The organism is Micromonospora sp. WMMB482 (assembly GCF_019038635.1).
GTDB lineage: Bacteria > Actinomycetota > Actinomycetes > Mycobacteriales > Micromonosporaceae > Micromonospora > Micromonospora marina.
In genome coordinates, this window is record NZ_JAHOPD010000020.1 from 4,902,923 (window position 1) to 4,915,892 (window position 12,970).

9 protein-coding genes are annotated in these 12,970 nt (G+C 73.1%); 6 read left to right on the forward strand and 3 right to left on the reverse strand.

What is annotated here, in order from left to right:
* Position 1: 1 nt before the first annotated feature.
* Positions 2–667, reverse strand: a complete 666-nt coding sequence (locus tag KSK32_RS24235; RefSeq protein ID WP_216933267.1) for a TetR/AcrR family transcriptional regulator — start codon at positions 665–667, stop codon at positions 2–4.
* Positions 668–772: 105 nt separating this feature from the next.
* On the opposite strand from KSK32_RS24235, the gene KSK32_RS24240 reads away from it, so the two are divergent.
* The 4 genes from KSK32_RS24240 (at position 773) to KSK32_RS24260 (ending at position 7,328) form a co-directional block, all read left to right on the forward strand.
* Positions 773–1,717, forward strand: a complete 945-nt coding sequence (locus KSK32_RS24240; protein WP_216933268.1) for an SDR family NAD(P)-dependent oxidoreductase — start codon at positions 773–775, stop codon at positions 1,715–1,717.
* A gap of 61 nt (positions 1,718–1,778) precedes the next feature.
* The gene (locus KSK32_RS24245; protein ID WP_289256382.1) at positions 1,779–4,004 is read left to right on the forward strand and encodes a hypothetical protein; all 2,226 of its coding nucleotides are present in this window, start codon (positions 1,779–1,781) and stop codon (positions 4,002–4,004) included.
* 414 nt (positions 4,005–4,418) lie between these two features.
* On the forward strand, positions 4,419–6,386 hold the full coding sequence (locus KSK32_RS24255; RefSeq protein ID WP_216933269.1) for a translation factor GTPase family protein: 1,968 nt from the start codon (positions 4,419–4,421) through the stop codon (positions 6,384–6,386).
* A 123-nt stretch (positions 6,387–6,509) separates the two neighbouring features.
* Positions 6,510–7,328, forward strand: coding sequence for an endonuclease/exonuclease/phosphatase family protein (locus KSK32_RS24260; RefSeq protein WP_216933270.1), 819 nt, complete (start codon positions 6,510–6,512; stop codon positions 7,326–7,328).
* A gap of 51 nt (positions 7,329–7,379) precedes the next feature.
* Here the strand turns inward: KSK32_RS24260 and KSK32_RS24265 are convergent, their stop codons facing one another.
* A complete protein-coding gene (locus tag KSK32_RS24265; RefSeq protein WP_216933271.1) occupies positions 7,380–10,133 on the reverse strand; it encodes a beta-L-arabinofuranosidase domain-containing protein in 2,754 nt (917 codons plus the stop codon).
* 171 nt (positions 10,134–10,304) lie between these two features.
* On the reverse strand, positions 10,305–10,439 hold the full coding sequence (locus KSK32_RS34240) for a hypothetical protein (protein WP_256451505.1): 135 nt from the start codon (positions 10,437–10,439) through the stop codon (positions 10,305–10,307).
* Between the two features lie 234 nt (positions 10,440–10,673).
* Between KSK32_RS34240 and KSK32_RS24270 the strand changes: the two genes are divergently transcribed.
* Together KSK32_RS24270 and KSK32_RS24275 are read left to right on the forward strand one after the other, a co-directional pair.
* Positions 10,674–11,144 carry a hemerythrin domain-containing protein gene (locus KSK32_RS24270; protein WP_216933272.1) on the forward strand — a complete coding sequence of 157 codons (471 nt, stop codon included), beginning with the start codon at positions 10,674–10,676 and terminating at the stop codon, positions 11,142–11,144.
* A gap of 203 nt (positions 11,145–11,347) precedes the next feature.
* Complete coding sequence (locus KSK32_RS24275; RefSeq protein WP_216933273.1) at positions 11,348–12,937, forward strand: cellulose-binding domain-containing protein; 1,590 nt, start codon at positions 11,348–11,350, stop codon at positions 12,935–12,937.
* Positions 12,938–12,970 lie beyond the last annotated feature (33 nt).

The following is a 12,970-nucleotide window of genomic DNA, read 5'->3' on the forward strand; positions in this document are numbered from 1 at the left end:
GTCAGCCGCGGGGCAGCACGCCCAGGAGGGTCGCGGTCAGGGCCATGTTCAGGGAGTCCGCCATCGCCAGGTGCAGGCGGGCCAGTTCGGGCGCGGCCTGGTAGGCCGCCGCGAGGCTCGGCGGCGGTGTGCTGTATGCCGACAGCGCGCCGGCCAGCACCATGGTCTGGAGGCTGAACAGAGTCGCGTTCTCGCCCAGCTCGGGCAGGTGCTTGCCCATCAGGCCGGTCATGGTCGCGAGGCGGTCCAGGGAGGCGCGCTTGTAGCGCGCCACCACCTCGACGGAGACGTTGTGCTCCAGGACGCTGCCCTGCGCGCCGAAGAGGTCGCACATCACCGATCGGCGGGCGAGCGAGCGGCTGACGATCCCGGCCACGGCGGTCGCCCGCTCGGCCATCGGCAGGGCCGCGTCGACGCCGCCGGCCAGCTCGTCTGCCAGCTCGGTCAGCCACTCCCGCAGGTAGCGGTCCAGCAGTTCCAGCAGCACCGCCTCGCGGGACTCGAAGTAGCGCAGCACGTTGGGCTTCGCCAGGCCGACCCGGCGGCTCAGCTCGTTCAGGGTGACGGCGGCCACCGGCATCTCGTCGAGCATCGCCGACGCCACGTCGAGGATCGCCCGGCGGCGGATCTCCCGCTGCTCCTCGGTCCGGGCCCGCTGGAAAGTCACGTTCGCCAGCCTAACTTAGGTACCTCCGGTACGTTGACAACGTACCGGGAGTACCTTACTGTCGTCGGTACAAGATACTTTCGGTACCTTATAGGGGAGTGTGGCATGGGCGAGACGTGGACGACGGCGAACATTCCGGACCAGCACGGGCGGGTGGCGGTGGTGACCGGGGCCAACACCGGCCTGGGGTACGAGACCGCGAAGGCGCTCGCCGGGCGCGGCGCGTCGGTCGTGCTCGCCGTTCGCGACGTGGAGAAGGGCGAGCGGGCCGCGGCCGGCCTGACCGGCGATGTGAGCGTGCAGGCGCTGGACCTGACCTCGCTCGACTCCGTCCGCGCCGCCGCGTCGGCGCTGCGGTCCCGGTTCGACCGGATCGACCTGCTCATCAACAACGCCGGCGTGATGTACACCCCGCAGCAGACCACCCGGGACGGCTTCGAACTCCAGTTCGGCACCAACCATCTCGGCCACTTCGCGCTCACCGGGCTGCTGCTGGACCTGATGCTGCCCGTGCCCGGCTCGCGTGTGGTGACGGTCAGCAGCGTCGGCCACCGCATCCGGGCCGCGATCCACTTCGACGACCTGCACCTTGAGCGCTCGTACGGCCGGGTCGCCGCCTACGGGCAGTCCAAGCTGGCCAACCTGATGTTCACGTACGAGCTGCAGCGCCGGCTCGCCCCGTACGGCACCACTGTCGCGGTGGCCGCGCACCCCGGCGTGTCCAGCACCGAACTCGCCCGCAACTCCCCGGCGGCCCTGCGACTTCCGCTCACCTGGCTCGCGCCGCTGATCACCCAGACACCCGCCATGGGGGCACTGCCGACCCTGCGCGCCGCCACCGACCCCGCCGTACTCGGCGGCCAGTACTACGGCCCCGGCGGACGGTACGAGGTGAGGGGCCATCCCCGGCTGGTCACGTCCAGCCCGCAGTCGTACGAGGTGGCCCTCCAACAGCGGCTCTGGGCCGCCTCCGAGGACCTCACCGGGGTGCGGTTCCCGGTCCGGCCCGGGCAGCGCCCGGTTCCGGCGGGGCCCTCCGGCGTGCGGTAGCCCCCGGCTCTCTGTTCCGCGTTCGGCAGCGCGGACGGACCGTCTTTGTGACGCTTCAATCGTGGAGACTCCCGGCGGCGACAGAGGCGTCGAGCTGCGTGTCCACGGGGTGTCCGGCGCGTCGGCGGAGACGATCGTCGACCATCCCATCGTGGTGCGCGTGGCCGGCGACGGGCACGCCGGGTTCTACCGGGTCCGGGAAGGGCTCGGCTCGGCTGGCGGCGCCACCGCCGGGCTGGTGGTGGAGGCGTACCGCTGGGGAACCCTGACCGCCGGGGTGGCGGTGCGTACGGCGTCGATGCTGGTGCTGCTGCCGTTCATGCTGAGCAACCTCGCGGTGTGGATGCGTTCCACGCCGGTGGACCGGGGCGGCCTGCTCGGCGGGCTGTGCCGCCTGCTGGCCGGATCGCTGACCGTGGCGTTCACGCTGGCGCTGATCGGGGTCACCATGAACCTGACCGGCTGGCAGTGCGTCCCGTACGCCGAGTGCCGGGAGGGGAGACCGTACCTGTCGTGGCTGGTGGCCCTCCCGATCGGCCCGCGCCTGGCCGTGCTCGCACTGGTCCCGTTGCTGGCGCTGCGGGTGTTCTGGGCCGTCGGGAAGCGATCGACCGCCGCTTTCGAGGGCTTCGGATCGGCCCCGCCGCGCGGGCGGTTCCTGGAGTCGACCGGGAGTCTCGCCGCTCCCGGGGTCTGGCACGACGAGCAGATGACCTCGTGGCTGCGTCAGATCCACGCCGGCCTCGGCGCCGGCACCGTGGGCGCCGGTCTCGTCGTCGCGGTGTCGCACGGCCGGTGGAGCGCCGTCGCCGTCGGGCTGCTCGGCCTCGCCGCCGGGCTCGTGGTCCTCTGCGCCGTGCTGCTGACCGTGACCGTCCCCGCCGGGTGGGCCGGGCCGTCGCGCCGCGTGGTCCGGATCCTGGTCGCGGTCGCCACGGTGTCGAGCCTGGGGTACGCCGTGTCCCGGCGGGAGGTTCCCGTGCCGGCCGGTCAGATGCCCGGCTACGAGGGCGCCGTCGCCGGTCTGGTCGCGGCGCAGGGGCTGATGCTGGTCCTGATCGCCGCGGTGACGCTCGTGCGCCGACACGCCCGGCCGCCCGGTTCCCGCGCCCTGCTCCGTGGGCTCGGCACACCGCTGGTCGCGGCCATGTCGGTCACCGTCGCCTCCGCCTACACGGCCACGCTCGTGTTCCGGACGGCGGACCAGCTCGACCGGGGTCGTATCCCCGACCCGATCCGGAACAACCCGCCCGCCCTGGGGCCGCTGGAACCACCCGTCGCCTACTGGTGGGCGGCGCTGGCCGGGCTCGCTGCCCTGCTCGTCGTCAGCGCGACGATCGCCGTCACCCTGCCGGTGGTCCGGCGCCGGCGGCGGGCGTACGCGCGACGCGTGGTCGAGCACGACTATCCCGACGCGCCCGCCGAGGCGACGCCGCGACTCGACGGGGTCCGCTCGACGATCGCCCGGTCCTTCGTGACCGACGAGCTCGGGCCGACATTCGTGGCGTTCTTCGTGATCTCTTCGGTCGGGCTCGCCACCGTCGCGCTCGACCTGATCGGGATCGGCCCCACCCGGCTCGTCGCCCGCCTGGGCCGCCGGCACGACACGCTCGCCGTGCTCACCGCGTACGTGACGGATGTCGGCATCTGGGTCATCAGCCTGCTCGTCATCGGGCTGCTGATCCTGGGCTACCGGGCGTACCGGTCGCCGGAGACCCGCCGGCTCGTCGGCGTCCTGTGGGACCTGGGCACGTTCTGGCCGCGTACGGTCCACCCGTTCGCGCCGCCGTGCTACGCCGCCCGCGCCGTACCGGAGCTGGCCCGGCGGGTCACCGCGCTCGCCGCACAGGGCCCGGTGGTGATCTCCGGACACAGCCACGGCTCCGTCCTGGCCGCCGCCACCGTCCTGCAACTGCCGCCGGAGGCCCTGCCCCACGTCGCGTTGCTGACCCACGGCAGCCCCTTGCGCCGCATCTACGCCCGCCTCTACCCGGCCTATCTCGGCGAGCAGGCGTTGCGTGACGTCGGCGACCGGATCGGCTGGCGCTGGCGCAACCTGTGGCGCGACACCGGCCCGATCTTCGGCGACCCGGGCCTGCGGGCCCACCTGCCCCCGGCCGCCGAGACGGTCGACGTCCGGCTGCGGGACCCCCGCAGCGTCGTCGTGGAGTCGCCGGACACCGTGCCGCCGCCTGTCGAACGCCACTGGCACTACCACACCGAGCCGGAGTACCGGGAGGCCGTGCGGGAGCTCGTCGACGACATCCCGTCCGGCGCCACCGGCTGAGGCCACCCCCGTGCCGCCGCCGGCGCGTCGCGTCCGCGCCGCCGGAGCCGGGCACGGCGGACCCGCCTCGAACGCCCCGTCCTCCGCGGAAATCCGTCAGCTGCGACCACGCACCAACGGCGGGAACACCTCGTCGACGATCTCGACCAGCACGTCACCGGGCACCGAAGGCATGCCGCGCATCGCGTACTCGGACGGCTCGTGGACGCCCAAGGCCGCCTTCCACGCCCTGGCCGGGTACGGCCGCGTCCGTGCGCTGAGCCGGACCGAATTCGGTGGTGGCGATCGCGACGGGCGGGCAGGGTAGGACCGCACGCCGGCGGCGACCGCCGCCACCACGACCAAGACCAGGAGAGACCATGCGAGCAGCTTCCACGCTTCGGACCCTTGCCCGTCCTACCGTGGAGCGCTGCCTTGGCCCTGTTGAACCTCGGAATCGTCGCGCATGTTGACGCCGGTAAGACCAGCCTGACCGAACGCCTGCTCTACGAGGCGGGCGCGGTGGCCGAGCCCGGCAGCGTCGACGCCGGCACGACGCGGACCGACTCGATGGAGCTGGAACGCCGCCGTGGCATCACCATTCGGGCGGCCGTCACGTCGATCACCATCGGCGGCCTGGGCATCAACCTGCTGGACACCCCCGGCCACCCCGACTTCATCGCGGAGGTCGAGCGGTCCCTGGCCGTGCTCGACGCCGCCGTGCTCGTGGTGTCGAGCGTGGAGGGCGTCCAGCCGCAGACCGTCGCCATCTGGCGGGCGCTGCGCCGCATCGGCGTACCGGCGGTGTTCTTCTTCAACAAGGTGGACCGCGGCGGCGCCGACGTGGACCGGGTGACGGCCCAGGTGCGGCACCGGCTCGGGGCACGGCCGGTCCCGCTCACCACAGTCACCGGCCAGGGCCGTCGCGAGGCTCTGGTGCATGCCGTGGACCTCGACGCCGAACCCGTGGTGGCGGAGGTGGCCGAGGTCGACGACGCGGTGGCGGCGCGCTGGCTGACCGACCGGCCGGTCCGCGTCCGCGACGTCCGGCGGGCGCTCCGCCGCGCGGTGCGCCACGGGAGTTTGGTCCCGGCGGTGTGCGGTTCGGCGATCACCGGTGCCGGGGTGCGCCAGCTGTGCGACGTCCTGGCCGACCTGCTGCCGCACGGCGAGACGTACGGCGAGGCGCCCGGCGGCCCGCCCGCGGGCACGGTCTTCGCCGTCGACCGGGACGGGCACGGCCGGCGCGTCTGGCTGCGGTTGTGGTCCGGGCGTCTGCGGGTGCGGGACCGGGTGCGGCTCGCCGGCGGCCGTCCGGAGCCGGTGACCGAGATCGCCGTCATCGAGCCCGCCGGTGTGCTGGTGCGCCGGTCGGTCTCCGCCGGGCAGATCGCGGCGGTACGCGGGGTGTCGGCCCGGATCGGCCAGCACATCGGCGACCCGCCACGGCGGCACGCCTACCGGTTCCCGCCGCCGACCCGGCAGGCGGTCGTCGAGCCGGCGGACCCGGCGCAGCGCCTGGCCATGTTCGCCGGGCTGGCCGAGCTGGCCGACGAGGACCCGCTCGTCGACCTGCGCCTCGACGAGCAGCAGGCGGAGGCGGTGATCCGCCTGCACGGCGAGGTCCAGAAGGAGGTGCTGGCCGCCCTGATGGAGGACCGGTACGGCGTCCGGGTGCGGTTCTCCGGCACGCTCACCGCCTGCATCGAACGGGTCGACGGCACCGGCGGCGCCGAGGAACGCGTCCGGGAGCGCGACAACCCGTACCTGGCCGGGCTGGGGTTGCGCATCGAGGCCGCCCCGGCGGGCCACGGCATCGAGTTCCGGCCCGGGATCGAGCCGGGCCGGCTGCCGCCGGCGTTCGTCGCCGCCACCGAGGAGGGCGTGCGGGCCGCGCTGCGGCAGGGTCGGCACGGCTGGCCGGTCACCGACTGCACGGTCACGATGACGGCGTCCCGGTACTGGCCGCGGCAGAGCCGGCCGCACCAGAAGTTCGACAAGTCGATCTCGACGGTGGCGGCGGACTTCCGCAACCTCGCGCCGGTCGTGGTCGCCGCGGCGCTGCGCCAGGCCGGTACGCGGGTGTGCCAGCCGGTCGAACGGTTCGACGTCAACCTGCCCCGGCACTCGGTGGAGACGGTGCTGGCGCTGCTCGCCCGGCTCGGAGCGGTCGTCCACGACACCGAAGTCGCCGGCGGCTACCTCGAGGTGAGCGGCACCCTGCCGTCCGCCCGGGTGCCGCGGGTCGTCGCCGCCCTGCCCGACCTCACCGGCGGCGAGGCGGTGCTGACCACTACCTTCGACCACTACGCGCCGGTCACCGGCGAGGAACCCCCGAGGCTGCCCCGGCGCGGGCCCGACCCGGACGACCGGGAGGCGTGGTTCCGGGCGGTACCGAGGTAGGCCGCGCCGGGCGGCGACGGGCGCGTTCCGGCGATAGGATCACCGGCGCCCGCCGCCGCCCGTCCCGTTGGAGCCCCGCTGTCCGCGCAGCCGGCCACCCACCCCGCCCGGCGTGTCCGCCGGGTGCTGGCAGTCGTGTGCCTGCTCGTCGTGGCCGGGCTGCCCGCCGGGTCGTCGGGCGCCGGCGCCACCGGCACGGGAGTGCTGCGGGTGCTCCAGATGAACCTGTGCAACAGCGGCCGGGCCGGCTGCTACACCGGCCGGGCCGTCGGCCAGGCCGCCGACGTGATCGCCGCCGAGGCGCCCGACGTGGTCACGCTCAACGAGGTCTGCCGCGACGACGTGGTGACGCTGGAGCGTACGCTGCGGGCCGCGCGGGCCGGCGGCACCGTGGTGTCCGCGTTCCAGGCCGCCGGTGACCGGCCCTCCGGTGGTCCCACCCGGTGCAACAACGGCGAGCCGTACGGGATCGGGCTGCTGACCCGCCTCGACGACCGTGACGCCCGGCCGTCGGTGCACAGTGGGACCTATCCGGCGCAGGACTTCGCCGACCCGGAGGAACGGGTGTGGCTGTGCGTCCGGGCCGCCGGGCTGCACGCGTGCACCACGCACCTGGCGAACACCAGTGCCCAGGTCGCGCTGGCCCAGTGCGGGCAGTTGCTCGGCACCGTGGTGCCCGGGGTCCGGGGCGACGCCGGGAGCGCGCCGACCGTCCTCGGCGGTGACCTCAACCTGCGGGCCGGTGGCATGCCGGACGTGCGGTCGTGCGTGCCGGTGGGCTACCGGCGGATCGACGACGGCGCCCGGCAGCAGATCCTGGCGTCGAGCGGCGTGACGATCTGCTGCCGCCGCGCGGTGGACATGCGCGGTACGACCGACCATCCGGCACTGCTGGCGACCATGATCCGCTCGTGGTCGCCGCCGCCACCGGGACTGTACTGACCCGGAAAGCCGAAGACGAGCAAGCGTTGCGCGCCCACGGTCAGCGCATGATCAGACGAACCGCCAGCGCTGGTGCGCGGCCCCGGTGTCGTCGGCGAGGACCGCCTGCGCGCCCTGGGCGCCGGAGCCGCCGCTGAGCCCGAGCACCCGGCCCCCGTTCGCGCACTGGATCCGGAACCAGCCACCCCCACCGTGCCGCAGCCGCCACCTGTGGTCGGCGGTGCCGTTGTCGGCCCACTGGAGGATCCGGGCGCCCGCCGCGGTCGAGCCGCCCTCGACGCCCAGCACCTTGCCGCTGTTGCCGTTGCGCAGCCGCAGGTAGCCACCGGTGTCCACGAGCGCGGTCCAGAAGTGGTCGGCGGTGCCGGTGTCGCCCCACTGGATGACCAGACCGCCGTCGGCGGTGGACATGTTCTGCACGCCGAGCACCAGCCCGCTGCCGAGGTTCTGGATCCGCCGCGCCCCGTTGGGCAGGAACCGCCACTGGTTGTCCGGGCTGCCGTTGTCCGGGTCCTGTACGGCGAACGCGCCCTGGGCGGTCGAGCCGCCGGAGATGCCGAGCAGCTTGCCGGTGTGCACGTTGCGCAGCTTGTGGCTGCCGTCGCCGACGTCGACGACAGCCCACAGGTGGTCGGCGGTGCCGTTGTCCGCCCACTGGAGGATCCGGGCGCCGTCGGCGGTGGACATGTTCTCCACCCCCAGCACCTTGCCGCTGTTGACGTTGCGCAGCCGCAGCGCCGACCCGTCGACCACCAGTTGCCAGTCGTGGTCGGTGGTGCCGGTGTCACCCCACTGCAGCGCGAGCCCGCCGTCGGCGGTGGACATGTTCTGGATGCCGAGCACCAGGCCGCTCGCCGCGTTGGCGAGCCGGAAGCTCGCCTCACCGCTGCCACCGCCCGCGCCGACCCGCCAGTAGACCGTGTAGTTGTGCCCGTGGGCGTCGTAGAACGGGCCGAGGTTCACAGTGGCGCCGTCGGCCCGCGCCGTGAACGCGAGACTGCCGGCGCCGGTACGGGTGACCGAGCCGGGGTCCAGCGTCGGCAGGCCGCTCAACGTGGTGTTGCCGTAGTTGCCGGAGAGCACCACCGGCCCGTACGTGACGGCCTGCACCGCGGCGTCGTCGGGGGCGGCGACGGTGGCCACCCGCATCGGCAGCCGGACCGTGACCGTGTCGCCGGAGGTCCAGGCGCGGGTCAGCACGGCGTAGCTGCCCGGCGTGGCGGCGATGCCGGCCGCGACGCCGTTGACGCTGACGCTCGCTCCGCCGGCCCACGCCGGGATCCGGATCCGCATGGTCCACGACCCGCCCACCGGGCCGGTGACGGTGAGCGTCGTGGTGTCGCCGACCGGGTACGAGGTGGCCTGCGTGACGGTGATGCCGCGCTGGCTCCAGGTGAGCACCGACGGGACGAACAGGTTGACGGTCAGCGTGGTGCCGTTGTGGAAGTAGATCGCGTCCGCGAGCGTCGTGTTGGTCTCCAGCCCGGTGCCCTGGCAGCACCAGAAGGAGTTGTAGTCGGTGCTCCAGGTGCCGCCGCCCCACGCCGGGCCGACACCGCGCCGCCCGCCCGGGTTGAGCGGGGTGAAGTACGTGACGTGGCCGTGCGCGTCGGCCGGGTTCTGCTGGCCGATCATGTGGTTGAGCAGCGCGCGTTCGTAGAAGTCGGCGTACGCGACCCGGTCCGGGTCGAGCTGCCACAGCTCCCGGGTCAGCTTGAGCATGTTGTACGTGTTGCACGCCTCGCAGGTGTCGGTGCGCAGGTAGCCGGCGATCGCGTTGGGGGCACGGAAGTGCTCGGCCTGGCTGTTGCCGCCGATGGCGTACGTGTGCGCGCCGACGGTGATGGCCCACGCGTTCGCGGCGATGTCCCGGTAGCGGGTGACGCCCGTGGCCTTGTACTCCCGGGCCGCGCCGATCCACTTGGGCACCTGCGTGTTGGCGTGCAGCCCGTTCAGCTGGTCGGAGTTCGCGGCGAGCGGGTTGAACACGGCGGCGTGGTCGAACCGCTGCGCGACTGTCAGCCACCGCCCGTCGCCGGTCTGCTGGTAGAGGTCGGTCAGCACCGCGTTCATGCCGCCGAACTCCGTGCCGAGCACGGCCTGCATCTGGGCCGAGGTGAGCCGGCCGGTGCGCCGGTCGACCCACCCGGCGAGCGCCAGCAGCACGTCCCGGGCCTGGGTGCTGCCGATCAGCCGCCACACGTCCAGCAGTCCGGCCAGTGTCTTGTGGACGCAGTAGTAGGGCACGTTGCCGTTGCTGAGCGTCCGGGCCTCCAGCGCGGTGAAGTCGGACTCCGGGAAGCCGGACAGGTAGCCGGTGCCGAACCCGGCCGCGCCGTTGTTGGCCTGGCACCGGGCCAGCTCGGCGACCATGGTGAGCGCCTTGTCCCGGCAGGTGGTGTCGCCCAGCACGGCCCACGCCTGCGCCCAGGCGGTCAGGAAGTGCCCCTGCATGTGGGTGCGGAACGGGAAGTTGGGCGCGTCCCAGCCGCCGTTGGCGGCGGCGCCGCCGGTGGACAGGCGGTGGTTGGCGCGGAAGTTGTAGAGCAGCCGGTTCACGTCGACGAAGCGCAGGTAGGCGACCGTTCGGTTCTGGTTGTCCTGCCAGCGGCCGGCGGTCAGCCTCACCTGGCCCGGGTCGAACGCGTACGCGGACACGCCGATGTCGGGGCGGGCCGGTGGCAGCGCGGCGCGTGCCGTACCGCCTGCGGCGACGGATCCGGCGGCGGCGCCGGCGGTGGCCGCGACGGCGGTCGCGGCGGTGGTGCGCAGGACGAATCGGCGGTTCACCAGGGGAGCGGGCATGGCGGCCTCCGTGGCGGGGACGGTGGTGGTGGGGAAGGTGCCTGAGACGACGGTTGCGTTAACGCTAACAACGCCTCCCAGCCTGGCGTTTACATAGCTGAATGTCAATCGATTCGCAGCGTTAACGCGGCCGGTCCGTCCGCCGGAACGCGGCGGTCTCCGCGGGGTCGTTCACGGCTGCCTCCTCGGGTGACGTCCTTGCAGCCGGGCGTCGGTGGCCGTGGCGGACGTGGCGGGCACACCCAGCGCGGTGACGGCGGGCAGAGCCGCGGCGCCGACGGCCACCGGAAAGGTGCGGCGGGTCATGGGAACTCCTCGACAGAGGTGGACGGGTACGGCCTCAAGCCTCGTCAGAACCGGGCCCACGCGCCATCCCGTCTGCTGCCGCACCGGGGTGGCGCCGGCACTACTTGATGGCGCCGGCACCGCCGGTTAGGCTCCGCGCAGCGTCGCGTGCCGGTGGCAGACCGTGTCAGGCATGGAGGCGCCGGACCGAAGGGAGTACGACGATGGCACTCGTCGTCCCTTCGCCCTCGCCTCGTGGCTGAGGGCGAACAGACCAGGCTGGTGGCCTGGAGCCGGGAGATGCGCGCCGTCCACGGGCGGCTGCGCGAGGCGCTGGAGGTGACCCGGCGGGCGCTCGCCGACGGTGAGCCGGCCCGCCCGGCGACGCGTGACCTGCTGTTGTTCTGCCACGGGTTCTGCGCGGCGCTGACCGCGCACCACGAGGGCGAGGACCGGAGTCTCTTTCCGGCGATCGCGGCGCGGCATCCCGAGCTGCGCGACACGCTGGACCGGCTGCGGCAGGACCACTCGATGATCGGGTACCTGTTGACCGGGCTGAGCGCGGCGGTGGCCCGCGACGCCCCGCCCGGGGAGCTGGCCCGGCACGTGGAGGGAGTGGCGGCGATCATGGAGTCGCATTTCCGGTACGAGGAACGGCAACTGCTCACCGTGCTGGAGACGCTCTCGCTGGACGCCGACCCGGGCGACGTGTTCGGGCCGTTGTGACCCGGTCGCGTCGGGATCGTTCGGCGCGGCGGAGGTTTGACCACATCGACGTCCGTCGTTAGGCTGCGCTGAAAGCGCTTACTGCGCGGGAGGCGTGAGCGTTCGGCACGGCACCGACGTCCGGGTATCAAGGCCCGCCCCCCGACACCGACCGGGCATCGGTGCCGGCGCGGGCACGGCACCACCACCCGCAGGAGACCAGCATGATCAACCGACACCGCCGTACGGTGTTGTGGACGTCCGCCGCGGCGACTGCCGCGCTCGCCGCGTCCGGCCTCGCCGTCGGCGCGACCGCTGCCCAGGCGGCCGCCGGCTGCCGCGTCGACTACGCAGTCACCGCGCAGTGGGGCGGCGGCTTCACCGCCAACGTCAACCTGACGAACCTCGGCGACCCGCTCACCGGCTGGGCCGTCACCTGGACCTTCGCCGCCGGTCAGACCGTCGCCCAGTCCTGGGGCGCCGATATCACCGCGAGCGGCGCCTCGGTGCGGGCCGCCAACGTCGGCTACAACGGCAGCCTGGGCACCAACGCGAGCACGTCCTTCGGCTTCAACGGCACCTGGAACAACAGCAGCAACCCGGTCCCGTCCGCGTTCGCGGTCAACGGCGTCACCTGCACCGGCGGCGTCACCCCCACCACCGGCACGCCGCCGACCAGCGCCCCGCCGCCGAGCACGCCGCCGCCCAGCAGCCCGCCGCCGACCGGCGGGGCGATCTACGCCGCGCCGAACGGCACCGCCGGGGCGGCCGGCACCCAGGCCAGCCCCACCACGATCGCCGCGGCGATCACCCGCGTCGGTGCCGGTGGCACGATCTACCTGCGCGGCGGCACCTACCACCTGTCCCAGACCGTCACCGTCGCCGCCGGCAACAACGGCACGTCGAGCGCCCGCAAGAACCTGTACGCCTACCCGGGCGAGACGCCGATCCTGAACTTCTCGGCGATGAGCGAGGATCCGGCCAACCGGGGACTGGCGCTGAACGCCTCGTACTGGCACGTGCGCGGGCTCGTGGTCGAGCGGGCCGGTGACAACGGCATCTTCGTCGGCGGCAGCAACAACATCATCGAGCGGACGGTGACCCGCTTCAACCGCGACACCGGGCTGCAACTGTCCCGGATCGCCTCCAGCACGCCGCGCGACCAGTGGCCCGCGAACAACCTCATGGTCAGCGTGGAGTCGCACGACAACGCCGACTCCGACGGCGAGGACGCCGACGGCTTCGCGGCCAAGCTCACCGTCGGCGGTGGCAACGTCTTCCGGTACGCGGTGTCGCACCACAACATCGACGACGGATGGGATCTCTACACCAAGTCCGACACCGGCGCGATCGGCACGGTGACCATCGAGGACTCCCTCGCGTACGGCAACGGCACGCTCAGCAACGGCACGCAGAACGGCAACGGCGACCGCAACGGCTTCAAGCTCGGCGGCGAGGACATCGCGGTGAAACACACCGTCCGGCGCACCATCGCGTACCGCAACGGCAAGCACGGGTTCACGTACAACCGCAACCCGGGCACCATGACGATCTCCAACAACCTGAGCATCGACAACACCGAACGCAACTTCTCGTTCGACGCCGGCACCTCGGTGTTCCGGAGCAACACCTCCTGCCGCTTCGCCGGCAGCGGCTCCAACGACAAGACCATCGGCAACGTGGACGGTTCGAACCAGTTCTGGTCCGGCGCCAACGGCTCCCGCTGCAGCACGTACTCCGGTGCCCTGGCCTGGTCCTTCACCACCGACGGCCGCCTCACGGTGACCCTCGGCGGCCGCCCCGTCTCCCTCTAACCCCGCACCTGCCCGGCCGATCATGAAGTTGGC

Coding starts and splice junctions, on each gene's coding strand:
- KSK32_RS24240 (WP_216933268.1), top strand. CDS start 773: ATGGGCGAGACGTGGACGACGGCGAACATTCCGGACCAGCACGGGCGG.
- KSK32_RS24265 (WP_216933271.1), bottom strand. CDS start 10,133: ATGCCCGCTCCCCTGGTGAACCGCCGATTCGTCCTGCGCACCACCGCC.
- KSK32_RS34240 (WP_256451505.1), bottom strand. CDS start 10,439: ATGACCCGCCGCACCTTTCCGGTGGCCGTCGGCGCCGCGGCTCTGCCC.
- KSK32_RS24275 (WP_216933273.1), top strand. CDS start 11,348: ATGATCAACCGACACCGCCGTACGGTGTTGTGGACGTCCGCCGCGGCG.